The 26,006-nt window shown below is 70.1% G+C and carries 26 protein-coding genes; 20 read left to right on the forward strand and 6 right to left on the reverse strand.

What is annotated here, in order from left to right:
- Nucleotides 1-142 precede the first annotated feature (142 nt).
- Together QRN40_RS13610 and QRN40_RS13615 are read left to right on the forward strand one after the other, a co-directional pair.
- The gene (locus QRN40_RS13610; protein WP_285116220.1) at nucleotides 143-1,501 is read left to right on the forward strand and encodes a M16 family metallopeptidase; all 1,359 of its coding nucleotides are present in this window, start codon (nucleotides 143-145) and stop codon (nucleotides 1,499-1,501) included.
- Between the two features lie 35 nt (nucleotides 1,502-1,536).
- Nucleotides 1,537-2,139, forward strand: coding sequence for a histidine phosphatase family protein (locus QRN40_RS13615; protein WP_285116221.1), 603 nt, complete (start codon nucleotides 1,537-1,539; stop codon nucleotides 2,137-2,139).
- A gap of 27 nt (nucleotides 2,140-2,166) precedes the next feature.
- Here the strand turns inward: QRN40_RS13615 and QRN40_RS13620 are convergent, their stop codons facing one another.
- Nucleotides 2,167-2,661 (reverse strand): GNAT family N-acetyltransferase, encoded by a 495-nt coding sequence (locus QRN40_RS13620; protein WP_285116222.1) that lies wholly within the window; start codon nucleotides 2,659-2,661, stop codon nucleotides 2,167-2,169.
- A 53-nt stretch (nucleotides 2,662-2,714) separates the two neighbouring features.
- Between QRN40_RS13620 and dapB the strand changes: the two genes are divergently transcribed.
- Together dapB and QRN40_RS13630 are read left to right on the forward strand one after the other, a co-directional pair.
- On the forward strand, nucleotides 2,715-3,521 hold the full coding sequence (gene dapB / locus QRN40_RS13625; RefSeq protein ID WP_285116223.1) for a 4-hydroxy-tetrahydrodipicolinate reductase: 807 nt from the start codon (nucleotides 2,715-2,717) through the stop codon (nucleotides 3,519-3,521).
- Nucleotides 3,522-3,537: 16 nt separating this feature from the next.
- Nucleotides 3,538-4,017 (forward strand): tetratricopeptide repeat protein, encoded by a 480-nt coding sequence (locus tag QRN40_RS13630; RefSeq protein ID WP_285116224.1) that lies wholly within the window; start codon nucleotides 3,538-3,540, stop codon nucleotides 4,015-4,017.
- Here QRN40_RS13630 and QRN40_RS13635 read toward each other — a convergent pair.
- The 4 genes from QRN40_RS13635 to QRN40_RS13650 form a co-directional block, all read right to left on the reverse strand.
- Entirely contained in the window at nucleotides 4,014-4,910 is an 897-nt protein-coding gene (locus tag QRN40_RS13635; protein ID WP_285116227.1) for a TIGR01777 family oxidoreductase, read from the reverse strand. The two genes, QRN40_RS13630 and QRN40_RS13635, sit on opposite strands and share 4 nt — an antisense overlap.
- Before the next feature lie 17 nt (nucleotides 4,911-4,927).
- Nucleotides 4,928-5,353, reverse strand: a complete 426-nt coding sequence (locus QRN40_RS13640) for an OsmC family peroxiredoxin (protein WP_285116230.1) — start codon at nucleotides 5,351-5,353, stop codon at nucleotides 4,928-4,930.
- A gap of 111 nt (nucleotides 5,354-5,464) precedes the next feature.
- On the reverse strand, nucleotides 5,465-5,941 hold the full coding sequence (locus QRN40_RS13645; protein WP_285116231.1) for a DUF4395 domain-containing protein: 477 nt from the start codon (nucleotides 5,939-5,941) through the stop codon (nucleotides 5,465-5,467).
- Nucleotides 5,928-6,368 (reverse strand): TlpA family protein disulfide reductase, encoded by a 441-nt coding sequence (locus QRN40_RS13650; RefSeq protein ID WP_285116232.1) that lies wholly within the window; start codon nucleotides 6,366-6,368, stop codon nucleotides 5,928-5,930. Before QRN40_RS13650 ends, QRN40_RS13645 begins: the two co-directional genes overlap by 14 nt.
- A gap of 78 nt (nucleotides 6,369-6,446) precedes the next feature.
- Here QRN40_RS13650 and dapA point away from each other — a divergent pair, with 78 nt between their 5' ends.
- From dapA to dapF, 13 genes are all read left to right on the forward strand, one after another.
- On the forward strand, nucleotides 6,447-7,424 hold the full coding sequence (gene dapA, locus QRN40_RS13655) for a 4-hydroxy-tetrahydrodipicolinate synthase (protein ID WP_285116233.1): 978 nt from the start codon (nucleotides 6,447-6,449) through the stop codon (nucleotides 7,422-7,424).
- 73 nt (nucleotides 7,425-7,497) lie between these two features.
- A complete protein-coding gene (locus tag QRN40_RS13660) occupies nucleotides 7,498-9,174 on the forward strand; it encodes a ribonuclease J (protein WP_285116234.1) in 1,677 nt (558 codons plus the stop codon).
- Nucleotides 9,175-9,244: 70 nt separating this feature from the next.
- Nucleotides 9,245-9,736, forward strand: a complete 492-nt coding sequence (locus QRN40_RS13665) for a GNAT family N-acetyltransferase (protein ID WP_285116235.1) — start codon at nucleotides 9,245-9,247, stop codon at nucleotides 9,734-9,736.
- Nucleotides 9,737-9,806: 70 nt separating this feature from the next.
- Nucleotides 9,807-12,650 carry an FtsK/SpoIIIE family DNA translocase gene (locus QRN40_RS13670; RefSeq protein ID WP_285116236.1) on the forward strand — a complete coding sequence of 948 codons (2,844 nt, stop codon included), beginning with the start codon at nucleotides 9,807-9,809 and terminating at the stop codon, nucleotides 12,648-12,650.
- A 9-nt stretch (nucleotides 12,651-12,659) separates the two neighbouring features.
- The gene (pgsA, locus tag QRN40_RS13675; RefSeq protein WP_285116238.1) at nucleotides 12,660-13,283 is read left to right on the forward strand and encodes a CDP-diacylglycerol--glycerol-3-phosphate 3-phosphatidyltransferase; all 624 of its coding nucleotides are present in this window, start codon (nucleotides 12,660-12,662) and stop codon (nucleotides 13,281-13,283) included.
- Nucleotides 13,270-13,776, forward strand: coding sequence for a CinA family protein (locus tag QRN40_RS13680; protein ID WP_285116239.1), 507 nt, complete (start codon nucleotides 13,270-13,272; stop codon nucleotides 13,774-13,776). Before pgsA ends, QRN40_RS13680 begins: the two co-directional genes overlap by 14 nt.
- Nucleotides 13,777-13,934: 158 nt before the next feature.
- A complete protein-coding gene (locus QRN40_RS13685) occupies nucleotides 13,935-14,246 on the forward strand; it encodes a helix-turn-helix domain-containing protein (RefSeq protein ID WP_018191455.1) in 312 nt (103 codons plus the stop codon).
- 80 nt (nucleotides 14,247-14,326) lie between these two features.
- Nucleotides 14,327-14,551 (forward strand): DUF3046 domain-containing protein, encoded by a 225-nt coding sequence (locus QRN40_RS13690; RefSeq protein ID WP_285116242.1) that lies wholly within the window; start codon nucleotides 14,327-14,329, stop codon nucleotides 14,549-14,551.
- A 172-nt stretch (nucleotides 14,552-14,723) separates the two neighbouring features.
- A complete protein-coding gene (recA, locus tag QRN40_RS13695) occupies nucleotides 14,724-15,800 on the forward strand; it encodes a recombinase RecA (RefSeq protein ID WP_285116243.1) in 1,077 nt (358 codons plus the stop codon).
- Between the two features lie 31 nt (nucleotides 15,801-15,831).
- Nucleotides 15,832-16,638, forward strand: a complete 807-nt coding sequence (locus tag QRN40_RS13700) for a regulatory protein RecX (RefSeq protein WP_285116244.1) — start codon at nucleotides 15,832-15,834, stop codon at nucleotides 16,636-16,638.
- A 61-nt stretch (nucleotides 16,639-16,699) separates the two neighbouring features.
- A complete protein-coding gene (gene miaB / locus QRN40_RS13705; RefSeq protein WP_285116245.1) occupies nucleotides 16,700-18,340 on the forward strand; it encodes a tRNA (N6-isopentenyl adenosine(37)-C2)-methylthiotransferase MiaB in 1,641 nt (546 codons plus the stop codon).
- A complete protein-coding gene (gene miaA / locus QRN40_RS13710; RefSeq protein ID WP_285117496.1) occupies nucleotides 18,337-19,296 on the forward strand; it encodes a tRNA (adenosine(37)-N6)-dimethylallyltransferase MiaA in 960 nt (319 codons plus the stop codon). The genes miaB and miaA overlap by 4 nt, the downstream gene beginning before the upstream one ends.
- A gap of 10 nt (nucleotides 19,297-19,306) precedes the next feature.
- Nucleotides 19,307-20,185 (forward strand): diaminopimelate epimerase, encoded by an 879-nt coding sequence (dapF, locus tag QRN40_RS13715; RefSeq protein WP_285116246.1) that lies wholly within the window; start codon nucleotides 19,307-19,309, stop codon nucleotides 20,183-20,185.
- A 39-nt stretch (nucleotides 20,186-20,224) separates the two neighbouring features.
- On the opposite strand, the gene QRN40_RS13720 is transcribed toward dapF, so the two are convergent.
- On the reverse strand, nucleotides 20,225-20,836 hold the full coding sequence (locus tag QRN40_RS13720) for a class I SAM-dependent methyltransferase (RefSeq protein ID WP_285116248.1): 612 nt from the start codon (nucleotides 20,834-20,836) through the stop codon (nucleotides 20,225-20,227).
- Nucleotides 20,837-20,891: 55 nt separating this feature from the next.
- Here QRN40_RS13720 and hflX point away from each other — a divergent pair, with 55 nt between their 5' ends.
- From hflX to metE, 3 genes are all read left to right on the forward strand, one after another.
- Complete coding sequence (gene hflX / locus QRN40_RS13725) at nucleotides 20,892-22,427, forward strand: GTPase HflX (RefSeq protein WP_285116249.1); 1,536 nt, start codon at nucleotides 20,892-20,894, stop codon at nucleotides 22,425-22,427.
- A gap of 219 nt (nucleotides 22,428-22,646) precedes the next feature.
- Entirely contained in the window at nucleotides 22,647-23,624 is a 978-nt protein-coding gene (locus QRN40_RS13730; protein ID WP_285116250.1) for a methylenetetrahydrofolate reductase, read from the forward strand.
- Nucleotides 23,621-25,981, forward strand: coding sequence for a 5-methyltetrahydropteroyltriglutamate--homocysteine S-methyltransferase (gene metE, locus QRN40_RS13735; protein ID WP_285116251.1), 2,361 nt, complete (start codon nucleotides 23,621-23,623; stop codon nucleotides 25,979-25,981). The genes QRN40_RS13730 and metE overlap by 4 nt, the downstream gene beginning before the upstream one ends.
- Nucleotides 25,982-26,006: the final 25 nt, after the last annotated feature.

Genomic DNA, 26,006 nt, shown 5'->3' on the forward strand with positions numbered 1-26,006 from the left:
TTGCGGTTCAGGGGCCACCGGGTTCCGGCGCAGGGGACGCCGAACCCGATGGTTCTCACAGTATAGCCGTAGACAGAAGAGTCTGTTTGTCCCCGTTTTCTCAGCGAGGGAATGGCGCACCGTCTGGCGTAGGCTGGTGGGGATGAACAGCGCAGTCGACCTTCCGCTCGGTATGGCCGACCTCACCTTCGCCGCGTCCGGCGAGGCGCTGGTCCGCCGGACCGTCCTCCCGAGCGGCGTGCGCATCCTCAGCGAGCACGTCCCCGGGTCGCGGAGCGCCACGCTCGGCTACTGGGTGGCGGTCGGCTCCCGCGACGAGAGCGAGGGCGGCGCCGGACATCCCGGAACGCTCGGATCCACCCACTTCCTCGAGCACCTGCTCTTCAAGGGCACGCGGACACGGACCGCACTCGACATCGCCGTGAGCTTCGACTCGGTCGGCGGCGAGCACAACGCGATGACCGCCAAGGAGTACACCTGCTACTACGCCAAGGTGCAGGATCGCGATCTCGCGATGGCGGTCGAGGTCATCGGCGACATGCTGACCTCCTCACTGCTCGACCCCGCCGAGTTCGAGAACGAGCGCGGGGTCATCCTCGAAGAGCTGTCGATGGCGGAGGACGACCCGGGCGACGTCGCGAACGAGCGGATGTTCCAGGCCGTGCTGGGCGACCATCCTCTCGGCCGGCCCATCGGCGGCCGCCCGGACACCATCCACGCGGCCACCCGCGATGGCGTCTGGGAGCACTACCGCGCCAACTACCGCCCGCAGGACCTGGTGGTGACGGCCGCGGGCGCCGTCGACCACGACCTCCTCGTCGCCGGTGTCGAGAACGCTCTGACCTCGGCCGGCTGGGACCTCGACCTGGCCGCCACGCCCGTCTCGCGCCGAGGAGCCGTGCCCGCGGTCATCCAGCGCGGCACCCCGCTCATCACGGTGCAGCGCCCCACCGAGCAGGCGAACCTGTTCGTCGGGATGCCCGGCATCCTCGCCACCGACCCGCGCCGCACCACCATGAGCGTGCTCAACTCGGTCCTCGGCGGAGGGATGTCCAGCCGGCTGTTCCAGGAGGTCCGCGAGCGTCGCGGCCTCGCCTACGCCGTGTACTCCTTCTCCGGCTCGTACTCGGACGCCGGCGTCTTCGGCCTCTATGCGGGATGCGCGCCCGCGAAGGCGCGCCAGGTCACCGAGCTCATGCTCGAGGAGCTGCGCCGGCTGGCCGCCGACGGGGTCACCCCCGACGAGCTCCGGCGCGCGGTCGGTCAGCTGTCCGGCGGGGCGGCCCTCGCCCTGGAGGACTCCGACACCCGCATGTCCCGGCTCGGCCGCGCCGAGATCACCCTCGGCGAGTTCGCCGACCTCGATGAGAGTCTCCGCCGCCTGCACCTCGTCACCGCCGACGACGTGCGGGAACTGGCCGCCGACCTGGCCGGCCGGCCGATCTCCATCGCCGCGGTGGGGAGCCTGACCGACGACGCGTTCGCCGGTCTCGTCCCCTGATCCGCCTCCCGTCCGTTCCACCGAAAGGTCCCCTCGTGCCCCACTACCTCTACCTCGTGCGCCACGGCGAGCAGCAGGATGCCGAGCACGGTCTGCCGGACGGCCCGCTCTCCCCGCGGGGCAAGCGACAGGCCCAGCTCATCGCCGAGCGACTCAGCGGCATCCCGTTCACCTCGATGTACCACTCGCCGCTCAATCGCGCGACGGAGACGGCGGCCATCATGGCCGAGCGGATGCCGGCGCTGGAGCCGCAGCCGTCGAGCCTGCTGTTCGACTGCATCCCGTCGGGCCCGACGCCGGACATGCCGAGGGCCTTCGAATCGTTCTTCGGCCCCGTGACCGAGGCGGAGATCGAGGCCGGGCGGGCGCAGATGGAGGACGCGGTCCACGAGTTCCTGACGCCGGCGATGGGGGATCGTCACGACCTGCTGGTGACGCACAACTTCGTCATCGGCTGGTTCGTGCGCCACGTGTTCGACGCGCCGGCCTGGCGCTGGCTCGGCCTGAACCAGGCGAACTGCGGTCTCACCATCATCCGGGTGCGCTCGGCGAAGCCGCCCGTGCTCGTGGTGCACAACGACCTGGGCCACCTGCCGGTCGAGCTCCGGACCGGCCTCCCCGAGCTGCAACCCGTCTGAGGTCCGGCGCCGGGAGGGTGGGCGCGGTCAGCTCAGCGTCTTGCGGAACCAGTCGGTCGCGTTCGGGTTGTCGTTGTAGGGCTGGATGGGCTCGTAGCCGTGGGAGCGGTACAGCGCGCCGGCTGCTTCGAGACTGGCATTCGTGTCCAGCACGAGCTCGGTCGCACCGAAGCCGCGGGCGCGGTGCTCGAGCTCGGAGAGGATCGCCCGGCCGAAGCCGTTGCCGCGCCGGGCCTTCGGCACCCACAGGTGCTTGATCTCGTAGCGGACGACCGGGATGCCGTCCTCCTGCTCGGTCAGCGGCACGGGGAGTTCCCGGATGCCGCCGCATCCCACCTCGACGCCGTCGTCGTACGCCAGCAGGAAGACGCCGTTCGGCGCCACGAACTGGCCGGGGTCGGGGAACGACGTGCGGTAGGCGCCCTGCGCGGTGGGGAAGGTCTCGGCGCGTTCGGCGAAGTAGTCGGAGAGCATGCGATGGGCGGTCGCGTCGGTGACGGCGACGTCTGCGAAAGACACCATCGGCCCAGCGTATCCCCGACGGACTCCCGGGATGCCGCAGGTAGGCTGGGCGGGTGAGCATTCGCGTGGCCGTCGCCGGAGCGACCGGAAAACTGGGAAGCGTGGCGGTCCGCCTCATCGAGCAGGCCGACGACCTCGAACTCGTTGCACGGCTCGACTCGCGATCACCGCTGGAGGACATGCTCGGCGCCGACGTGCTCGTCGACATGACGCTGCCGCAGGTGAGCCCGGGGATCGTCGCCTTCGCGATCGACAACGGACTCAATGTGCTCGTCGGGACCTCGGGCTGGTCCGCCGACCGCATCCTCGACCTCGAGCGGAGGGTCGCGCTGCACGAGGGTCGCGGCGCGGTCGTCATCCCGAACTTCTCCCTCGGGTCCGCGCTCGGCACCGCGTTCGCCACGGTCGCCGCACGGTTCTTCGACTCGATCGAGATCCTGGAGGCGCACGGCGCGGGCAAGACCGACTCGCCGTCCGGGACGGCCGTGCGCACGGCCGAGCTGATCGGTGCCGCGCGCGCGGCGAAGGGGCCCGTGGAGGCGCCGCACTCCGACCAGCGCGCCCGCGGTCAGCAGGTGGCGAGCGTCCCCATCCACAGCCTCCGCATGCGCGGCGTCGTCGCACAGCAGCAGGTGATCTTCGGCGGTGCCGGGGAGCAGCTGACCATCCGGCACGACACGGTCGGTTCGGAGGCGTACGAGGCGGGCATCCTGCTCGCCCTTCGCGCGGCCGCGACGATGACCGGTGTGACCGTGGGGCTCGACAAGCTGATCGACCTCGGCATCGCGGAGCCGAACGGCGAACCGCCCCGCCCGACCGTGCGCGACGCGGGCGACGACGGCACCGACCCGACCCGATGAGGAGCCGGCAGAGCTCATGAGGAACCGACTGGCCGCCATTCTGATGGCGATCATCCTGCTCGTCTATCTGGTCCTGGCCGGCCAGCGTGCGGTCATGCTCATCGCGACCGGTGAGGCGATCGGCGTCGCCATGGGCGTCGCGCTGCTCGTGCTCCCGATCGTCGGCGCGTGGGCGCTCGCCCGCGAGCTGCTGTTCGGCGTCCGCACCGAGCGGCTCGTCCGGCAGCTGGATGCGGAGGGCGGCTTGCCGGTCGAAGACCTCCCCACCCGTGCGAGCGGTCGTCCGTTGCGCGATGCGGCGGACGAGCAGTTCCCGCAGTACCGCGCCGAGGTGGAGGCCGCCCCGGACAGCTGGCGCGCGTGGTTCCGTCTCGGTCTCGCGTACGACGCGTCCGGTGACCGGCGCCGGGCACGCGGAGCGCTGCGTCAGGCGATCCGACTGGAGCGCGCGGACGCGAAGAGCGCCGCCAAGTCCGGCGGGCAGTCGGCGCGCTAGGCCGCGCGGACCTCCACGAGCCGATCCATCGCGTCCTCGACCGTCGGGTCGCGGAACACGAAGCCGTCGGCGAGCAGCTTCTCGGGGACCACCAGCTGATCCGCGAGCAGCAGCTCCCGGCCGGCGTCCTGCAGCGCCAGCTCGATGGCGAACTTCGGGACCGGGACGAAGTACGGCCTGCGTACCGCCTGCGCGAGTGCCCGGACGACCTCGCCGGCGGTTGCGGGCGTCGGCCCCGCGATGTTCACCGGCCCGTCGAGTGTCGACGTGAGCAGGTGGACGAGCGCCGCCGCCTCGTCGTGGAGGCTGACCCACGGCCAGTGCTGACGCCCGCTGCCGAGCGGCCCGGCGAGACCCGCCTTGGCGATCGGCAACAGGGGTGTGAGGGCGCCACCGCGGCCGATGACGACCCCGGTCCGCGCCAGGGCGACCCGGGTGGCCGCCGGCGCCAGGCGTGCCGCGGCCTCCCACGCGTCCACGACGTCGGCGAGGAACCCGCGTCCCTTGCTCGCGGCTTCGGTCAGCTGCTGACCGGGACGGTCGCCGTAGAACCCGACCGCCGACCCGCTGACGAAGACCTTCGGCGGGTCGTCGGCCCGGCGCATCCCGTCGGCGAGCGTGCCGGTCGCCTGCAGGCGCGAGGAGAGGATGCGCCGCTTGGTCGCCCGCGTCCATGGCAGGCGTTGCAACGAGCTCCCGGACAGGCCGATGACCGCATCCGCCCATTCGAAGACGTCGACGTCGACGGAGCGTTCCTCCGGTGCCCACCGCGACTCGTCGGGCGAGGTCGGCTCGCGACGGACGAGCCGACGCACGTCGTGACCGGCGGCCGAGAGCTGCGCGCGCAGTTCGCGGCCGATCATGCCGGAGGAGCCGGCGAGCAGCACTCTCATCTCAGCGCCGCCGACGCTCAGGCGAGGGACGCCTCGAGCGTGATCGGGATGCCGACCAGCGCTCGCGAGACAGGGCAGGTGCGCTTCGCCTCGTCGGCGAGGCGCTTGAAGTCCTCCTCCGAGAGGCCCGGCACGGTGGCGGTGACCGTCAGGTGGCTTCCGGTGATGCCCTGGGCGGGGTCGAAGGTCACGGCGGCGGTGGTCCGGATGCTCTCCGGCGCGTTGCCGAACTGAGCGAGGACGTTCGAGAACGCCATGGAGAAGCAGGCGGCGTGCGCCGCACCCAGCAGCTCTTCGGGGGTCGTGACCTCCGCACCGCCTTCCGAGCGGGCCTTCCAGTTGACGGAGAGCTCAGCTGCACGCGACGAGTCGAGGGTCACCGTGCCGGAGCCGCTCGTGAGATCGCCGTTCCAGACGGTGGTGGATGCGCTGGTGACTGCCATTGAGGCCTCCTCGGGACGTGCGGCCGCCGTGCGCGGCCGGGCCCGACCCACACTACTGACGAGGTCCGACAGCGTCACCGGGCGTTCGGCGGATTCCCTGCTGGGGTGCGGTCACGCCTCGACACGGCGCCGGATCACTCGTGCTCGCACCAGGAGCAGGTACAGCTGGCAGCCCAGGCAGTATCCGAAGACCGAGTTGAGGAATGCAGCGATGAAGGCCAGCGTCGCCGCGACGGGAACGGCGAACGGGACACCGGCGAGCCCCAGCGCCAGCCCGAGTCCGGTGACCAGCAGACCGACCGCCTGGGCGAAGGTCGGCGGTGCTGGATCCTCCAGCTCACGGGGCGGTCCGAGGCGTGGCCGGAGCAGGCGCCGGTAGAGGAAGCCGTACGGGTGGCGTTGCACGCCGGCGAACGCGCCCCACGCGAAGAGCAGCGCGATGGCGAGCAGCAGCACGAAAGCCGCCGTGGTCGCCCCGACGAGCGAGAGGAAGAGATCGACCAGCAGGAGAAGGGAGGTGATCCCGGCGCCGAAGCGCGGGGATCGGGGGTCGACGCCGCGGTCGGCAAGGGGATCAGGCTGAGACATGGTTGCTCCTGAGGATGGTGCGGAGGGCCGAATGGACGGCGTCCGGGCGCGCAGTGCCACCGATCCGGGCGCGGACGGTGCCCGACGCGTCGAGGATCAGCGTGGTCGGGGTTTGGAGGAGATGGAAGCGGTCGGCGAGTTCGGGGCGGCGAGTGACGTCGATCTCCACGTGGCGTACGCCGTCGGAACCGACAGCCGCGGCAGCGAGCACGCGCGCGGTCGAACGGCAGGGCGAGCAGAGCTCGGTCGAGAACTGCAGGAGGGTCGCCTGCGCCCCGAATGCGTCTGCGCCGACGTCGCCGGGCCGGACCGCCTCCCGCGCCCGGAGGGTGCGCGCCCGCCCGGTCGTCGCGCGCCAGACGAGGCCGCCTGCCGCGACGACGGCGACGAGTCCGAGCACGATGCCGAGCGCAGCGAATCCGTTCACAGGCGGCACGTTACGCGGCACTTTTCCCGAGCGACACGAATGTGTCTCCCCGTGACAGCGACCCGATAGCCTGGAGCCATGGCTGCTCACCAGAATCCGTTCGGCCAGGTCCTCGTCGCCCTGGTCACCCCGTTCACCGCCGACGGCGAAGTGGACTGGGCGGCGGTCGAGAAGCACATCGACGACGTGATCCAGGCCGGTGCCGACGGCATCGTGGTCACCGGCACGACGGGGGAGACCTCGACCCTCACCGACCCGGAGAAGCTGCGCCTGGTCGAGGTGGGCAAGTCGGTCGCGGCGGGCCGCGCCAAGATCATCACCGGCGGCGGCTCGAACGAGACCGCGCACGCCATCCAGCTGTACCAGCACAGCGAGAAGGCCGGCGCCGACGGCGTCATGGTCGTCACGCCGTACTACAACAAGCCGACGCAGGCCGGCATCCTCACGCACTTCCGGATGATCGCCGACTCCACCGACCTGCCGGTCATCCTCTACGACATCCCGGGCCGCACGGGCGTCCCGATCAAGTACGAGACGATCCTCCGCATCGCCAAGCACCCCAACGTGCTCGCGATCAAAGACGCGAAGGGCGACTTCAGCGAGGTGAGCCGCGTGCTCAACCAGACCGACCTCCTCTACTTCTCGGGCGACGACGCCAACGTGCTCCCGCACCTCTCGATCGGGGCGAGTGGGCTGATCGGTGTGACGGCGAACATCGCGCCGACGCCGTACCGCCAGATCGTCGATGCGGTCAACGCGGGCGACCTCGCCACCGCGACGGCCGCCCACATGAAGCTCGAGCCGCTGGTGCGCGCCGTCATGACGCACGTGCCGGGTACAGTGGCCGCGAAGTACATCCTCCACGGCCTCGGCCGCATCTCGAGCCCCCGCGTGCGTCTGCCGCTCGTCGGGCCCGAGGAGTGGGAGGCCGCACAGATCGAAGACGAGCTCGACCTCGTCACCGACATCCCCGGCGTCGACTTCTCCAACTTCCGCCCAGACCGCAACGCGGCCGCAGGCGGAGCGCTCCCGAAGATCGCCGGGACCACACGCTGACGGCCGCACGAGCGGCCGACCACCGGGCGGGTGCGCGAAGCCCCGCTGACAGAACACAGAAATAGGAGGGCAGATGCCCAACCTCGTCTCCGAGCCTCCCGCGCTCGAGCCTGGAACGCTCCGAATCATCCCGACCGGCGGTCTGGGCGAGATCGGGCGGAACATGACCGTCTTCGAGTACGAAGGCAAACTCCTCATCGTCGACTGCGGCGTGCTGTTCCCCGAGCAGGACCAGCCGGGAGTCGACCTGATCCTCCCCGACTTCGCGCCCGTGCGCGACCGGCTCGACGATGTCGTGGGCGTCGTCCTCACCCACGGCCACGAAGACCACATCGGCGCCGTGCCGTACCTGCTCAAGCTGCGCAGGGACATCCCGCTGATCGGCTCCGGCCTCACGCTGGCGCTCGTGGAGGCGAAGCTCAAGGAGCACCGCATCCAGCCGTACAGCCTCACGGTGAAGGAGGGACAGGTCGAGCAGCTCGGCCCGTTCTCGCTCGAGTTCGTCGCGGTCAACCACTCCATCCCGGATGCGCTGGCCGTCGCCATCACGACCCCCGCGGGCGTCGTTCTCCACACCGGCGACTTCAAGATGGACCAGTTGCCGCTCGACGACCGCATCACCGACCTGCGCGCCTTCGCGCGGCTTGGCGAGAAGGGGGTCGACCTCTTCCTCGCCGACTCGACCAACGCCGACGTCCCCGGCTTCACGCCGCTCGAGCGGTCCATCGGCCCCGTCCTCGACACTGTGATCGCCCGCGCGCCGCGGCGCGTCATCGTCGCCAGCTTCTCCAGCCACGTGCACCGCGTGCAGCAGGTGCTCGACGCGGCAGCATCCAACGGGCGCCGCGTCGCCCTGCTCGGCCGCTCGATGGTCCGCAACATGACCATCGCCGCCGAGCTCGGCTACCTCAAGGTCCCCCAGGGCGTGCTGATCGACTACAAGAAGGCCGCCGACCTGCCCGACGACGAGATCGTCTACATGTCGACCGGCTCGCAGGGCGAGCCGATGGCCGTGCTGGCGCGCATGGCGAACCTCGATCACCAGATCGAGGTCGGCCACGGCGACACCGTCATCCTCGCGTCCAGCCTCATCCCGGGCAACGAGAACGCGGTCTACCGCGTCATCGACGGGCTCACCAAGCTCGGCGCCAACGTCGTCCACAAGGGCAACGCGAAGGTCCACGTCTCCGGCCACGCCGCCGCGGGCGAGCTGCTGTACTGCTACAACATCCTGAAGCCCAAGAACGTCATGCCGGTCCACGGCGAGTACCGCCACCTGGTCGCCAACGCACGTCTGGCGATGGACACGGGCGTGCCGGAAAAGAACACGATCCTCGCGGAGGACGGCACGGTCGTCGACCTGCGCGACGGCGTGGCGCGCGTGGTCGGCCAGCTCGACCTCGGCTTCGTCTACGTCGACGGGTCGAGTGTCGGCGAGATCACCGACGCCGATCTGAAGGACCGGCGCATCCTCGGCGAGGAGGGCTTCATCTCCATCATCGTCGTGGTCGAGGCCTCGACCGGGCGCATCGTCACCGGCCCCGAGGTCCACGCCCGCGGGTTCGCGGAGGACGACGCCGTGTTCGACGACGTGAAGCCGAAGATCGCAGCCGCCCTCGCGGAGGCTGCTCAGAACGGTGTCCGCGACTCGCACGCGATGTCCCAGGTGGTCCGCCGCACGGTCGGCCGCTGGGTGAACACGAGCTACCGGCGCCGTCCGATGATCGTGCCGCTCGTCATCGAGGCGTAGCCCGGGCGTCGCTCTTCCGGGAGAGCGGAACGTAACCCGCCGGAAACACGCGGGCGGGTAGCGTTCCTGCATGCAGGCGTTCCGCATCCGACCGGCCACCGGCCAGGATGCGCGCGTGCTCGCGGACATGCTGGTCGAGGCGGCGAACTGGAACCCGGTGCGCGCCCGCTCGCGCGTGACGGTCCTCGAGGATCCGGCCGTGCGGCACTACGTCGCGGGCTGGCAGCGCCCCGGGGATTTCGGCTGTGTGGCCGAAGATGCCAAAGGCGTGGTCGTCGGCGCGTGCTGGGCGCGGCTGTTCTCCGCGGACGACCCGGGCTACGGGTTCGTGGCCGCGGGGGTGCCGGAACTCACTCTCGGCGTGTACCCGCAGTGGCGCGCGCAGGGCGCCGGCCGGGCGCTGCTGCGCGAGCTGGCGCGCACGGCGGCCGCCCGCGGCCACGCCCGGCTCAGCCTGAGCGTGCAGCGCGCCAACTTCGCCCAGCGCCTGTACGTGAGCGAGGGATACGTGACGGTCGCGTCCGGTGACGGCTCCGACACGATGGTGCGCACCGTTCGCTGACCGGGCCGATTTTCCACAAACCAGGCGCGGGAACCGCGTGATGACGGGGGCACGACGTAGCGTTGTGCCCATGGCCACGAGCACCAAGTCGAATTCCGGCGCCCGGAACTCCGGCCGCGGCGGGTCGACCGCGCGCAAGCCGGCGTCGAAGACCGCCCAGCAGAAGACGGTCGCCTACCCGGCGGCCGACGCAGGCCCCAGTCCGCTCATCCGCGCCTGGATGGGTCTGGCGCACCTCACCGGCGCGGCCTTCCGCGCCCTCGGCCCCGAGAAGCTGAGCAAAGAGGAGCGCCGCGACGGCTTCCCCTTCTTCCTCGTGCTGCTCGCGATCGCGGGTGCGGTGGTGGAGTGGTTCCTGATCAACGACCAGGTCGCCCGCACTCTCGACGCCTGGACCTTCGGCGGCCTGTTCGGCCGCGTCGCCTTCGCGCTCCCGGTCGTGATGGTGCTCTTCGCCGCCTGGCTGTTCCGTCATCCGAGCTCCGTGCACGACAACACCCGGATCGGCATCGGCCTCAGCCTCCTGCTGCTCATGGTGTCCGGGCTGTGCCACCTGTTCAGCCCGCATCCCTCGCCGAGCGACGGCATGGCCGCTCTCGCGCAGGCCGGGGGAGTGCTCGGCTGGCTCATCGCCGCCCCGCTCTCGCTGGTGATCACGCCGTACGGCGCCGGAGCCGTGATCATCCTGCTGCTCATCCTGAGTCTCTTCATCATCACCAAGACACCGCCGAACAAGCTGCCCGCACGCATCCGCGAGCTCTACGCCTACCTCTTCGGCGCCCAGCTCCCGACGGAGGACGAGCGCCAGGAGGCCAAGGAGTCGGCCCGCGGCGCGAAGTCGAAGCAGGTCGAGTTCGACGGCATCGACGACGAGGAGCAGGAGCCGGAGGGCAACCTGCCCTGGTGGCGGCGCAACAAGTCGCAGCGCGAAGAAGACCCGGACTACGACGCCAGCCCGGCAGACGACCTCACCAGCGTCTTCGGAGCAGGCCAGCGCGGCAAGGGCGAATTCGCGACGCCGCTCGAGCCCGACCCGGCGAGCGACCACTACAACACCGAGGTGCTCAGCCAGCTGGCGCACGCGGAGGACGCACTCCAGCGGTTCACCGGCGAGCAGCCGGCCACCGCGGTCGCGCCGCTGCCCCCGATGACCGGAACACCCGGCGGGGCTGCCGTGCTACCCGGGTTCCAGCCGGGCGCCGCGGCCGACGACTTCGACGAGGAGGAGGCCGGCGCGCCGGCGCTGCCGGAACCCTCCACCCCGTACGACCTGCCGTCCGCCTCGATGCTCTCCGCGGGAACGCCCGCGAAGACGCGGTCGGGCGCGAACGACGAGATCGTCGCCGCGATCACGTCCGTGCTCACCCAGTTCGGCGTGGACGCGAAGGTCACCGGCTACTCGCGCGGCCCGACGGTCACCCAGTACGAGATCGAGCTCGGCCCCGGCGTGAAGGTGGAGCGCGTCACGGCGCTCAGCAAGAACCTGTCGTACGCGGTCGCGAGCAACGAGGTCCGCATCCTCTCGCCGATCCCCGGGAAGAGCGCCATCGGCGTCGAGATCCCCAACAGCGACCGCGAGATCGTCTCGCTCGGCGACATCCTGCGTTCGCCCGCGGCCGCCAAGAGCACCCACCCGATGACGATCGGCGTGGGCAAAGACGTCGGCGGCGGCTTCGTCGTCGCCAACCTCGCGAAGATGCCGCACCTCCTGGTCGCCGGTTCCACCGGCTCCGGAAAGTCGAGCTTCGTCAACTCGATGATCACCAGCCTGCTGATGCGCGCCAAGCCGTCCGAGGTGCGGATGGTCCTCATCGACCCCAAGCGCGTCGAGCTGACGATCTACGGCGGCGTCCCGCACCTCATCACGCCCATCATCACGAACCCGAAGAAGGCCGCGGAAGCGTTGCAGTGGGTCGTGAAGGAGATGGACATGCGGTACGACGACCTCGCCAGCTTCGGATTCCGGCACATCGACGACTTCAACCGCGCGGTGATCAACGACGAGATCGTCCTTCCCGCCGGGAGCGAGCGCAAGCTCAAGCCGTATCCGTACCTCCTGGTGGTCGTCGACGAGCTCGCCGACCTCATGATGGTCGCCCCGCGCGACGTCGAGGACTCGATCGTCCGCATCACGCAGCTCGCGCGGGCCTCCGGCATCCACCTGGTGCTGGCCACGCAGCGTCCGTCGGTCGATGTCGTCACGGGCCTCATCAAGGCCAACGTGCCCTCGCGGCTCGCCTTCGCGGTGACCAGCGTCACGGACTCCCGCGTCATCCTCGACCAGCCGGGAGCCGACAAGCTCATCGGCCAGGGCGACGGTCTCTTCCTCCCCATGGGCGCCTCGAAGGCCATTCGCGTGCAGGGCGCCTGGGTCAACGAGGCCGAGATCCAGAAGGTCGTCGACCACGTCACGCGCCAGGCTCGTCCGGAGTACCGTCAGGATGTCGCGGTGGGCGCCGAGAAGAAGCAGATCGACTCGGACATCGGCGACGACCTCGAGCTGTTGCTCGCGGCCGCGGAGCTGGTGGTGTCCTCGCAGTTCGGGTCCACCTCGATGCTGCAGCGCAAGCTCCGCGTGGGCTTCGCCAAGGCCGGCCGACTGATGGACCTGCTGGAGTCGCGCGAGATCGTCGGTCCGTCGGAAGGGTCCAAAGCCCGGGATGTGCTGGTCACGGCCGAACAGCTGCCGCAGGTGATCGCTCGCCTGCGAGGCGAGGAGCCCCCGGCCGGAGCGCCCGCGAGCGGCGCGCCGGCGACGACAGCGGCATCCGCTGCCACATCGACCGCGGCCGTCCCGGCCGGAGACGACGAGGACCGCTACGGAGCCGACCCCGTCGCCGAGATGACAGCGGGCTATCCTGAGGTCGAGGGCGACTCGAACGAGGACGCCTGGCAGCTGACCGGCAGGGAGTAGAAGACCGCGATGTCGGTGCCCGAAACGCCTCCGCCCACCGCGGCGGACGGCGGAACAGACCGCGTGAGCAACTGGAACCTGCCCAACGCGATCACCGTGGTGCGCATCCTGCTGGCCCCGCTGTTCGTGTGGATGCTGCTCGCCGATGGGGGCGAGGACGGCTGGCTGCGGTGGGCCGCGGCCGCGCTGTTCATCATCGCGATCGCGACCGACGGGGTGGACGGCGCACTGGCGCGGCGCAACGGCCTCGTCACCGATCTCGGCAAGCTGCTCGACCCGATCGCCGACAAGGTGCTCACCGGCGGCGCGCTGATCGCGCTATCGATCCTCGGCGAGCTCCCGTGGTGGGTCACCGTCGTCATCCTGGTGCGCGAAGTGGGCATCACCATCTACCGCTTCGTGGTCATCCGGCAGGGGGTGATCGCGGCGTCGCGTGGCGGCAAGATCAAGACGATCGTGCAGTCCGTCGCCATCTCGTTCGCACTCGTGCCGCTGTGGACGGTCTTCGGCGACTGGATCTTCTGGGTGAACGGCATCCTCATGACGGCAGCCGTGATCCTCACCGTGTGGACGGGGATCGACTACCTCTGGCAGGCCTGGAAGGGCCGGAGGGCCAAGCGTGCCGTCGCCTGAGGCGGCGGACACCGTCGCGCTCGTCCGCACCCTGATCGAACGGCGCCTCACCATCGCTGCGGCGGAGTCCCTCACCGGCGGACTGCTCACGGCCGAGCTCACCAGCGTGCCGGGCGCCTCCGCCGTCGTGCTCGGCGGAGCGGTGGTCTATGCCACCGAGCTGAAGCACACGCTGCTCGGCGTCGATGACGCGCTGCTCGCCGCGGAGGGCCCGGTGCACCCGGAGGTCGCGCGCCAGCTCGCCGCGGGGGTGCGTGAGCGGCTCGCAGTGGACGGGCGACCGGCAGACCTCGGCGTGGCGACCACGGGTGTCGCCGGGCCCGACCCGCAAGGCGGCCGGCCGGTCGGGACCGTGTACCTCGGTGTGGCCTCCTCCGAAGGGTCGCGCGCGATCGCGCTCGAACTGTCGGGCGATCGCGACGCGATCCGCCGCGCGACGGTCGCGGAGGCGGTGCGGGCGCTGGCCGCCGAGCTTCGCATCACAGCTGTGTAAAGTTCCCGTATTACCGCGGGAATACGCGAGGTTTCGGTCTGGTTACACCTGCTGCATTCACAAGAAAAGCCCAGTGGCCCTCGATATCGTGGAGTACAGGGATGCGGTACATTCGTATCCCATCGATACGTCGGCAGGGTAAGAGAGGGAGGCTCCGAATGATTCTTGTACGTCAGGAAATCGGCGACGTGCTCAGGGACTTCCGCCTGCAAAAGGGTCGTACGCTCCGCCAGGTCGCCAGCAAGGCGAGCGTCGCGCTCGGGTACCTCAGCGAGGTCGAGCGCGGACAGAAGGAGGCGTCGAGTGAGATCCTCGCTTCCGTCGCAGATGCGCTCGAGACCCCGGTCTCGGTCATCATGCGCGAGGTCGGCGACCGCATCGCCGTGCTCGAGGGTCTCGAGCCCGTGATTCCGGACACCGTTCCGGACGAGTTCGTCTCGGCGATGGACTCGGACCTGGTCGCCCGCTGATCCCGAAAGCTCTCGAGGACGCCCCGCAGTCGCGGGGCGTCCTTCGTTTTCCACACCCCTGTTCTCTGAAGTAAGGACCCATGAAGCTCAGCGAGTTCCAGCGAGCCGTCTCGGACGAGTTCGGCAGTTCCTACGGTCAGGCGCTAATGGCCGACCTCGTGCTGGGCGAACTCGGCGGCCGAACGCCGCAGGAGGCGATCACCGCCGGCATTCCGCCGCGCGAGGTCTGGCTCGCGCTCTGCAAAGAGACCGGCGTTCCGCCGTCGCACTGGTACGGCGCCGGGAAGCCCGCGCCGAAGGCCTGAACGAGGCTGCGACACGCCGGTTCGGAACTCTCGAAGATATGTTCGGAACTGGCTACACTTCTTCACAACGGCAGTCGAAAACCGGTTGTCCACAGATGCGCGTCCCTCGCTTCGAGTGTCGGACGTCCCTCCTAGAGTCGAACCGAAGCGAAGCCCACGAAGGAGAACCGCAATGCCATCACCCGCAGACCGCGAGAAAGCCCTGGAGACTGCCCTCGCGCAGATCGACCGTCAGTTCGGCAAGGGCTCCGTCATGCGACTGGGCAGCGATGAGCGCGCTCCCGTCGAGGTCGTTCCCACCGGTTCGATCGCACTCGATGTTGCGCTCGGCATCGGCGGCCTACCGCGTGGCCGCATCGTCGAGATCTACGGTCCGGAGTCGTCGGGTAAGACGACCCTGACCCTTCACGCCATCGCCAATGCCCAGCGGGCCGGTGGCATCGCGGCCTTCGTCGACGCGGAGCACGCGCTCGACCCGGAGTACGCGCGCAAGCTCGGCGTCGACATCGACGCACTGCTCGTCTCCCAGCCCGACACCGGTGAGCAGGCGCTCGAGATCGCCGACATGCTGGTGCGGTCCGGCTCCATCGACCTCATCGTCATCGACTCCGTCGCAGCGCTCGTCCCGCGCGCTGAGATCGAGGGCGAGATGGGTGATTCCCACGTCGGTCTGCAGGCTCGCCTCATGTCGCAGGCGCTCCGGAAGCTGACCGGTGGGCTGAACCAGACCAACACCACGATGATCTTCATCAACCAGCTGCGCGAGAAGATCGGCGTGTTCTTCGGAAGCCCGGAGACCACCGCCGGTGGTAAGGCGCTCAAGTTCTACGCCTCGGTCCGACTCGACATCCGTCGTATCGAGACCCTGAAGGACGGCACCGACGCGGTGGGTAACCGCACGCGCGTCAAGGTCGTCAAGAACAAGATGGCGCCGCCGTTCAAGCAGGCCGAGTTCGACATCCTCTACGGTGTGGGCATCTCGCGCGAGGGCAGCCTCATCGACTTCGGTGTGGAGCACGGCCTCGTCAAGAAGTCGGGCGCCTGGTACACCTACGAGGGCGACCAGCTCGGTCAGGGCAAAGAGAACTCGCGCAACTTCCTCATCGCCAACCCGGACATCGCAGCCGAGATCGAGCAGAAGATCAAGATCAAGCTCGGGATCGTCGCCGACCCGAACGCCGTGGCCGGCGAGGAGCCGTCCAACGTCGGTTCGATCGAAGACAAGCTGAAGGCTCGCAAGGGCGCGTGATCGCGTCCTCCGCCTCCCGAAGGGAATCCTCGTGGTGGTGAAGTTCCCGTCCTCGCCGGAGGACGACGCGGGCGACGGCACGCCGCGTGACGAAGTGGGGGAGCAGGAGCGTCTCGCTCCTGTCACTCCGCTGCGTCGTGCGGCGGCCGCCCGCCCGGAGGGCAGTGACGATCATCCCTCTCGCCGTGGCACCGCGCGGCCCGTGGTCGGGTTGAACAGCTCTGCCGGCGGCCGGAACAACACCGCCGCGCGGAACAACACCGGCGGGTGGAACAACACGTGGGGCACAGAGGCGCCGGCGTCGGTGGCGGCGGCCGCCGAAGAGCCCGATGAGGAGACGATTCGGCAGACACGCAAGACGAGCGGTCTCGCCATCCGGCAACTGGCGCGTCGAGGCATGTCGCGGTGGGAACTCGAACAGGTTCTGAACAAGCGCGAGATCGAGCCCGAGGTCTATGGCCCCGAACTCGACCGCCTCGAAGCACTCGGCGTGATCGATGACGCCTCCCTCGCGGTGACGCTCGCCTTCACGCAGCACAGCCGGAAGGGGCTGGGGCGCTCCGCGATCGCGCAAGAGCTCAAGAGCCGGCACATCGCTCCCGAATTCATCGAGGCGGCACTCGCCGACATCGGCGAAGACGACGAGCTCGAGCGTGCCACCGAGCTCGCGGTCAAGCGCATGGGGCAGCTCTCGTCCTACGACGACGAGACCGCACGCCGGCGGCTGCACGGGTTCCTCGCCCGCAAGGGCTACGCCTCCGACGTGGTGCGGCAGGCGATGGATGCGGCCTTCGCCGGACGGCGTTCGCGCGGCGGCTCCGGCGTCCGCTTCCAGTGACGGAAGGCTGGGGACAGCGGGTCGTCGCGCGGCCCGTCGGAAACGTAGACTTGTCGCCATTATGAGCATCCTGGAACAGCGCAGCGTCATCGAGCCCTCCGAGGCGGCGGTCCGCGCCGACGGCCGGGCGCGAACGTACGAGGTACGCACGTTCGGCTGCCAGATGAACGTCCACGACTCCGAGCGGCTCAGTGGGTCGCTCGAAGCGGCCGGGTACGTTCCGGCGAACGGTGAAGAAGCCGACATCGTCGTCATCAACACCTGCGCCGTGCGCGAGAACGCGGACAACAAGCTCTACGGCAACCTCGGGCATCTCGCCGGGGTGAAGCGCCGCCACGAGGGGATGCAGATCGCCGTAGGCGGCTGCCTCGCGCAGAAGGACAAGAACGTCATCCTCGAGAAGGCCCCGTGGGTCGACGTGGTCTTCGGCACCCACAACATGGGCGCGCTCCCGAGCCTGCTCGAGCGGGCCCGCCACAACGACGCGGCGGAGATCGAGATCCTCGAGTCGCTCGAGACCTTCCCGTCGACGCTGCCCACGAAGCGGGACTCCTCCTACTCCGGCTGGGTCTCCATCTCGGTCGGCTGCAACAACACCTGCACGTTCTGCATCGTCCCGTCGCTGCGCGGCAAGGAGAAGGACCGCCGTCCGGGCGACATCCTCGCCGAGATCCAGGCACTCGTCGACGACGGCGCCATCGAGGTCACCCTCCTCGGTCAGAACGTGAACTCCTACGGCGTCGAGTTCGGCGACCGACAGGCGTTCAGCAAGCTGCTCCGGGCGGCGGGCCAGATCGACGGGCTGGAGCGCATCCGCTTCACCAGCCCGCACCCGGCCGCGTTCACGGACGACGTGATCGACGCCATGGCCGAGACGCCCAACGTCATGCCGCAGCTGCACATGCCGCTGCAGTCCGGCTCCGACCGCATCCTCCGTTCGATGAGGCGCTCGTACCGGTCGGAGAAGTTCCTCGGCATCCTCGACCGCGTTCGGGCGAAGCTTCCGGAGGCGGCGATCAGCACCGACATCATCGTCGGCTTCCCGGGGGAGACGGAGGAGGACTTCCAGGAGACCCTCCGCGTCGTCGAGGCGGCACGATTCGCCTCCGCGTTCACGTTCCAGTACTCGATCCGCCCCGGAACGCCGGCGGCCACCATGGCCGACCAGGTGCCCAAGGAGATCGTCCAGGAGCGCTATGAGCGCCTCATCGCCCTCCAGGAGCGCATCTCGCAGGAGGAGAATCAGAAGCTGATCGGCCGGGAGGTCGAGCTCCTCGTCGCGAACGGCGAGGGCCGCAAGGACGCGGACACCCGCCGCCTCAGCGGGCGCGCCCGCGACAGCCGGCTCGTCCACTTCGAGGTCCCGGCCGGCTCCGAGCTGCCGCGTCCGGGAGACGTCGTCATGGTTCGCGTGACGCAGTCCGCTCCGCACCATCTCATCGCCGACTCCGTCGACGGCGCCCCCCTCCGCATCCGCCGGACGCGCGCCGGCGACGCCTGGGACCGCGCTGAGGCCGAATCCTGCGCAGTACCCGCCCACGGCAGCGCCGGGAGCGGCTCCGCCGAACCGGGCCGCGTCTCGCTCGGCCTGCCCGAGCTACGCGTCGGGCTCCCGGCCCTCCGCCCGCTCACCCGCGAGCCGCTCACGTCGCCCGGCGTCGGCACCATGCCCATCTACGACCCGACGGACGGCCAGCGCTGAGCGCCGGACCCGTCCCGCCGCTCGTCGCCATCGTCGGGCCGACCGGAACGGGCAAGACCGACCTCTCCCTCGCTCTCGCAGGCGCGCTCAGCGCCCGGGGTCGATCCGCCGAGGTGGTCAACGCCGACGCCATGCAGCTCTACCGCGGCATGGACATCGGCACGGCCAAGCTGCCGTCGAGCGAGTGGCGCGGCATCCCGCATCACCTCTTCGACGTGCTCGACGTGACCGATGAGGCGACCGTCGCCCGGTACCAGCTGGACGCCCGGGAGGCCATCCGGCAGATCCTGGCGCGGGGAGCGGTCCCTATCCTGGTCGGCGGGTCGGGGCTCTACGTGTCGAGCGTCCTCTTCGACCTCCGCTTCCCGGGCACCGACCCCGAACTCCGCGCCCGACTGGAGGCCGACCTCACCGAGCACGGACCCGGGATGCTCTACCAGCGCCTCGCCGAACGCGACCCGGAGGCCGCGCGCCGGATCGGATCCAGCAACGGCCGCCGCATCGTCCGAGCCCTCGAGGTCGCCGAACTGACCGGCACCTCCGTCTCCGGCACGCTCCCCGACGAACCGCAGCTGTGGCACGAGCCGACCGTCGTCATCGGGCTCTCCGCGCCGCGCGAGCAACTGGTCGAACGGCTGGACGCCCGGGTCGAGAGGATGTGGGCCGACGGCCTGCCCGCCGAGGTCGCCGGGCTCGTCCCCGCCGGGATCGATCGCGGCGTCACCGCACGGCGTGCGATCGGCTACGCGCAGGCGCTCTCCGAGCTGCGCGGCGAGCTCACCCGCGACGAAGCCGTCACCCAGACCCAGCAGCTCACCCGGCGGTACGCCCGCCGCCAGGTCAGCTGGTTCAAGCGCTACCCGGACATCCATTGGCTCGACTTCGACGCGCCGGACCTGGTGGATGCGGCGCTCGCGCTCGTCGAGGCCGCCGAACTACTCGGCGACGGTCGCTAGGCTGGAACGCATGGCGACCATCCACTTCACCAAGGGTCAGGGCACGGGCAACGACTTCGTGCTGTACTCCGACCCGGAGGGGCGCCTGCCGCTCACCGCCTCCCAGATCGCGGAGGTCTGCGACCGGCACTTCGGCGTCGGCGCCGACGGCGTGATCCGCGCCGTCCGCTCCGAGCACCTGCCGGAGGGTGAGGCGGCACTGGCGGAGGACGAGGCCGCGACCTGGTTCATGGACTACTACAACGCCGACGGGTCGCCCGCGGAGATGTGCGGAAACGGTATCCGCGTCTACGTCCGCTATCTGCTGGAGACCGGGCTCGCCGAACTGCCCGCCGGGGGGACGATCGCGATCGGAACCCGGTCCGGCGTGCGCGACGTCCAGCGCAGCACCAACGGCTTCCAGGTCGACCTCGGGCGCTGGGATCTCGCCGGAGGCGAGCCGCTGGTCCGCGCCAAGGAGCTGCCGGTCGCCCGCCCGGGGCTGGGCATCGACATGGGCAATCCGCACGTGGTCGTGGCGGTGGCCGACGACGACGAGCTGGATGCGGCCGACCTCTCGTACATCCCGCACCTCGAGCCGACCCCGGAGCACGGCGCGAACGTCGAGTTCGTCGTCCCGCACGAGCCGCTGATCACGGACGGCGTCGGCCGCATCCGGATGCGCGTGCACGAGCGGGGCAGCGGCGAGACGCTGTCGTGCGGCACGGGTGCGGCTGCCGCCGCGCTCGCTGTCCGCTATTGGGCCGGTGAGGGTGCGCCCAACCAGTGGCGCGTGGATGTGCCCGGCGGCACGGTCGGGGTGCGCATGTTCCCCACGGAGGACGGCGAGCACGTCGGACTCTCCGGCCCGGCCGCCCTCGTCTTCACCGGCACCCTCGAGCTCGCCTGACGCATCCCCGAGGCACCCGCGTTCGACGAGCTCCCCGTCTCAGGCGTGCGCGCGAGCCCGTAGAACGCGGTAGCCCTTGGAGGTCGCAGCGCGCGTCGTCGTCAGCTCCGGGAACGTGGTCTGCATCCAGCGGTGCAGAGAGTCGCTGCCGAGGTTGCGCTGCACGACCAGCCACGCGTCCGATCCCGGCTCCAGCCGCGGCAGCCACTTCTCCAGGATGTTGTGCAGTTCGTTCTTGCCGACGCGGATCGGCGGATTCGACCAGATGGTCGTAAATCGCACGTCATCGGGAAGATTTTCGGGCGTCACCGGGTTTACATTGGTGAGACCGAGCTTCTGCGCATTCCTGCGCACCAGATCCAGCGCTCGGGTATTGACGTCGACGGCCCACACCGTCGCATGAGGGGATTCGAGAGCAAGTGTGAGAGCCACCGGGCCCCAGCCGCAGCCGAGGTCGAGCAACTGACCTCCGGGCGGAGGCGCGGGGACATGGTCCAGCAGCACTCGCGTACCCATATCGACGCGCTCCGGGCTGAAGATGCCGTTGGCCGTCACCAACTCGTAGGTGTGACCGGCGAGGCGTGCGGTGAACGGCCGCAGGTTCATCTCGCTCTCGGGCGCCGGGGAAAAGTAGTGATCTCCGCTGGCCATAAGCAGACCGTACAGGACACGAACAAACTAGGGTTAACCCGGATCGGGGAACTGAATGACTGATAACACCGACATCCGCGAACACGATGCAGACGACGTCGTCGCACGCGTGCTCGCGACCGAGGGGAACCGCGCCAGCGTAACGCTGTTCGGCGGCGCGACCTCCTCCCGGGCGCAGGCTCTGCAGAGCGACGGAGCCGACGGCGGCTCCCACGACGGCGACCAGTTCGACCGCGAGGAGCGCGCGGCGTTGCGCCGCGTCTCGGGTCTTTCGACCGAGCTCCAGGACGTCACCGAGGTCGAGTACCGGCAGCTGCGGCTGGAGAACGTGGTGCTCATCGGCGTCTACTCGCAGGGCTCCCTGCAGGACGCTGAGAACTCCATGCGCGAACTCGCCGCACTGGCCGAGACCGCCGGAGCGGCCGTCCTCGACGGCCTGCTGCAGCGCCGACCGCATCCCGACGCGAGCACCTACCTCGGCCGCGGAAAGGCGGAGGAGCTCGCCGGGCTCGTGGCAGCGCTCGGCGCCGACACCGTGATCGCCGACACCGAGCTGGCCCCCAGCCAGCGACGTGCGCTGGAGGACGTGGTGAAGGTGAAGGTGATCGACCGCACGGCGGTGATCCTCGACATCTTCAGCCAGCACGCCAAGAGCCGCGAGGGCAAGGCGCAGGTCGAGCTCGCACAGCTCGAGTACCTGCTCCCGCGCCTTCGAGGCTGGGGTGAGTCGATGTCCCGCCAGGCCGGTGGCCAGGTGGGTGGCGCCGGCGCCGGTATGGGATCGCGTGGTCCCGGTGAGACCAAGATCGAGCTGGACCGTCGTCGCATCCACACGCGCATGGCCCGTCTGCGCAAGCAGATCGCCGGCTTCAAGCCGGCGCGCGAGGCCAAGCGCGCGAACCGCAACCGCAACTCGGTGCCGTCCGTGGCGATCGCCGGCTACACCAACGCGGGCAAGTCGAGCCTGCTGAACCGCGTGACGAAGGCCGGCGTGCTGGTCGAGAACGCGCTGTTCGCGACCCTCGACGCGACCGTGCGCCGCAGTGTGACCGCTGACGGCCGGCTGTACACGCTGGCCGACACCGTCGGCTTCGTGCGCAACCTCCCGCATCAGCTGGTGGAGGCGTTCCGCTCGACCTTGGAGGAGGTCGCCGATTCCGACGTCATCGTTCACGTCGTCGACGGCTCGCATCCGGACCCCGCGGCGCAGCTGGCGACGGTGCGCGACGTGATCGGCGAGGTCGGTGCGCGCGACATCCCGGAGATCGTGGTCTTCAACAAGGCCGACCTGATCTCCCCGGACGACCGTCTGGTGCTGCGCGGCCTGGAGCCGGGCGCGATCTTCGCGTCGGCCCGCACCGGCGAGGGCGTGGATGAGGTGCTCGCCGCCATCGCGCGGCTGCTGCCCGACCCCTCCCTCGAGGTGGAGCTCGTGGTGCCGTACGACCGGGGCGACCTGATCTCCGCTCTGCACGAGCGCGGCCGGGTCATCTCGACCGACTACGTGGAGGAGGGAACCCGCGTCACCGCGCGGATCATGCCCGAATACCACGCGGCGTTCGAGCCGTTCGAGGTCGCTGCCGCGGAGTAGTCGGCGTCTTCCGTCCACAGGGCCGGACCGGATCGCATGTGTCACAGGATGACGCAGGCGATTCCGTCCGGCCTTCTGCGTTGCTAGATTGCGTGACAACCGAAGCGGGCGACCGCTGACGTGGTGCGACAGCCGAGCCCGGCACCCGCCCGTGAATTCCCGCCACCGGACACCGGTGGCGGGGCGTCCCGTGCCGCTGTCCGACCAGTCGAGGAGCCCATGAGCTGTACCGAGGCCCGGTACTCCTTCGAGTTGTACCCACCGCGCAACGAGCGCGCCGCCGAGGCGCTCCCGGCCACGATCGACCGCCTCGCGGCCGTCCGGCCCGACTTCATCTCGGTGACGTACGGCGCAGGCGGCTCGTCGCGGACCGCCTCCCTGGAGGTGCTCCGCTACATCCTCGAGCACACCGACGTGAGCCCGATGGCCCACCTGACCTGTGTCAGCTCGTCGCACGAAGAGGCGCACCGGCTGATCCGCGACTTCCTGGACGCCGGCGTCCGGCGGTTCCTCGCCGTGCGCGGCGACCCGCCCGAGGGCTTGACGGCGGGGGAGGACGGCATCGGAGACATCCGGACGACGGCCGAGCTGGTGCAGCTCATCCACCGGGTGCAGGCCGAGCGCGCCCCCTACGGTGAGCTGGACGTGCCGGAGCTGCACGCCCACGCCGTGCTCGACCATCGCGAGCACGTGCAGATCGCCGTCGCGGCCTTCCCGAACGGGCATCCCTCGTCCCGCTCCGTCTCCCAGGACATCGACGCGCTGCTGGCGAAGCAGGCCGCGGGCGCCAACCTCGGCATCACCCAGCTGTTCTTCCACGCGGAGGACTACTTCCACTTCACCCAGCGGGCGGCGGACGCGGGGGTCGACTTCCCCATCCTTCCCGGCATCATGCCCGTCACCAGTCCCGCCCGCCTGAAGCGGATGCTGGAGCTGAGCGGCGAGGACCTGCCGAGCGACCTCGCCATCGAGCTCGAGGTCGAGCCGACCGACGAGGGTCGCCGGGAGATCGGCATCGCCTGGGCGGCACGGCTCGGCGAACGGCTGCTCGACGGCGGCGCCCCGGGCCTGCACCTGTACACCTTCAACCAGCACGAGGCCGTCCTGTCCGTGCTCGACCGTATCGGGGTGCTCCCGGCAGTGGAGAGCCCCCGCACCACCTCCGAGGAATCGGCCACCGAAAGGGAACCAGCATGACCGACACCACCCGCGCAGCCCAGCGTCCCGCCTTCCCGGCGGGCACGATCATCGGCTACCCGCGCATCGGCCGCCGCCGCGAGCTCAAGAAGGCGGTGGAGGCGTTCTGGGCCGGCAGCATCACGGCCGACGAGCTGGAGGCGACAGCGGCCGACCTGCGGTCGGTCACCCGCGAGCGGCTCGCGTCGTTGGGGCTGGGACGCACCGACGCCTCCATCCCGGAGAGCTTCAGCTTCTACGACCAGGTGCTGGATGCGGCCGTCGCGGTCGGTGCGCTGCCCGCGCGGTTCGCGGGGCTCGCCGGTGCAGTCGGCTCCGTCGACCTGGCCGGGTATTTCACGATCGCCCGCGGCGAAGGGGAGAACCCGCCGCTGGAGATGACGAAGTGGTTCGACTCGAACTACCACTACCTCGTACCGGAGATCGGTCCGGAGACCGACTTCCGGCTGGCGTCGGACCGCATCGTGCGTGAATTCGAGGAGGCCGCGGCCGCGGGCTTCGTCACCCGCCCGGTGATCGTGGGGCCCGTGACGTTCCTCCTGCTGAGCAAGGCGAGTGACGACGCGCCCGAGGGCTTCCGCCCGCTGTCGCGCCTCGGCGACCTGCTCCCGGTGTACCGCGAGCTGCTCGCGCGGCTGGCCGCCGCGGGCGCACCCTGGGTGCAGCTCGACGAGCCGGCCCTCGTCAGCGAGAGCATCGACGAGGGCCGGGATGCGGTGCTCGCCGCGGTACGCACGGCCTACGACGAACTCGGCGCGACTTCCGACCGGCCGGCGATCTTCGTCGCCGCTCCGTACGGCAGCCTGGACGACGCCCTCCCGGCGCTGGCGGCCACGCCGGTCGAGGCGATTTCGCTCGACCTCGTGCGCGGGTCGCTCCCGACCGGGCTGGACACGGCAACGGCGTCTGCACTCGCAGAGAAGACGCTGGTCGGTGGCGTGATCGACGGCCACAACATCTGGCGCGGCGACCTGGAGGCCGCATTCGGAACGCTCACCGAGCTTCTGTCGCTCAGTCCCGACGTCGCGGTGTCGACGTCCACCTCGCTGCTGCACGTCCCGCACGATGTCGAGGACGAGCCGGAGCTGGATGCGCGGCTGAAGTCGTGGCTCGCCTTCGCCGACCAGAAGGTCGCCCAGGTGGCAGTGCTGGCCCGCGGCATCGTCGACGGGCACGAAGCGATCCAGGACGAGCTGACGGCGGCGACGGCGGCGCTGGCCGACCGCGCGGGAGCCCCCGGCGTGCGGGTTCCCGCCGTCCGCGAGCGGGAGGCGGCGCTCACCGACGCCGACTTCCGCCGCGGCGAGTACACGGACCGCCTGACGGCCCAGGAGGAGGCGCTCGGGCTGCCGTTCCTCCCCACGACGACCATCGGATCCTTCCCCCAGACGGCCGACATCCGCCGGTCGCGCGCGCAGCTCGCCAAGGGCCTCATCAGCGAAGCCGAGTACCTCGGCCGGATGCGCGACGAGATCAAGCGCGTCGTCGACCTCCAGGAGGAGATCGGGATCGACGTCATCGTTCACGGCGAGCCGGAGCGCAACGACATGGTCCAGTACTTCGCCGAGAACCTGGAGGGCTTCGCGGTCACCCAGAACGGCTGGGTGCAGTCGTACGGCTCGCGCTGTACGCGCCCGTCCATCCTCTGGGGCGATGTCTCCCGCACTGCCCCGATCACCGTCGACTGGTCGACCTACACGCAGAGCCTCACCGCCAAGCCGGTGAAGGGGATGCTGACCGGCCCGGTCACCATCCTCGCCTGGTCGTTCGTTCGCGACGACCAGCCGCTCGGCGAGACGGCCCGTCAGGTGGCGCTCGCGCTCCGGGACGAGATCGCCGACCTGGAGGAGGCGGGCATCCGCGTCGTCCAGGTGGACGAGCCGGCGCTCCGTGAGCTGCTGCCGCTCAAGAAGGCGGCGCAGGACGAGTACCTGGAGTGGTCGGTCGGATCGTTCCGGCTCGCGACCTCGGGCGTCGCCGACCGGACGCAGATCCACACGCACCTCTGCTACTCGGAGTTCGGCGTGGTGATCGACGCGATCCGCAACCTCGACGCGGACGTGACCAGCATCGAGGCCGCGCGCAGCCGGATGGAGGTCGTGCACGACATCCAGCGCTCCGGCTTCGAGCACGGCATCGGCCCGGGCGTCTACGACATCCACTCACCGCGGGTGCCGTCGGTCGAGGAGGTCACCGAGCTGCTGGAGACGGCGCTGGGCGCGATCCCGGGCCGCCAGCTGTGGGTGAACCCGGACTGCGGTCTGAAGACCCGTGGCTACGACGAGACGGTCGCCTCGCTGCGGAACATCATCGAGGCCACGCGCGGGGTCCGGGAGCGGGCGTCGGTCTCGGCCTGACACGTCCCTACGACGGAGCCGGCCC

The organism is Leifsonia sp. fls2-241-R2A-40a (assembly GCF_030209575.1).
Taxonomy (GTDB): Bacteria; Actinomycetota; Actinomycetes; order Actinomycetales; family Microbacteriaceae; genus Leifsonia.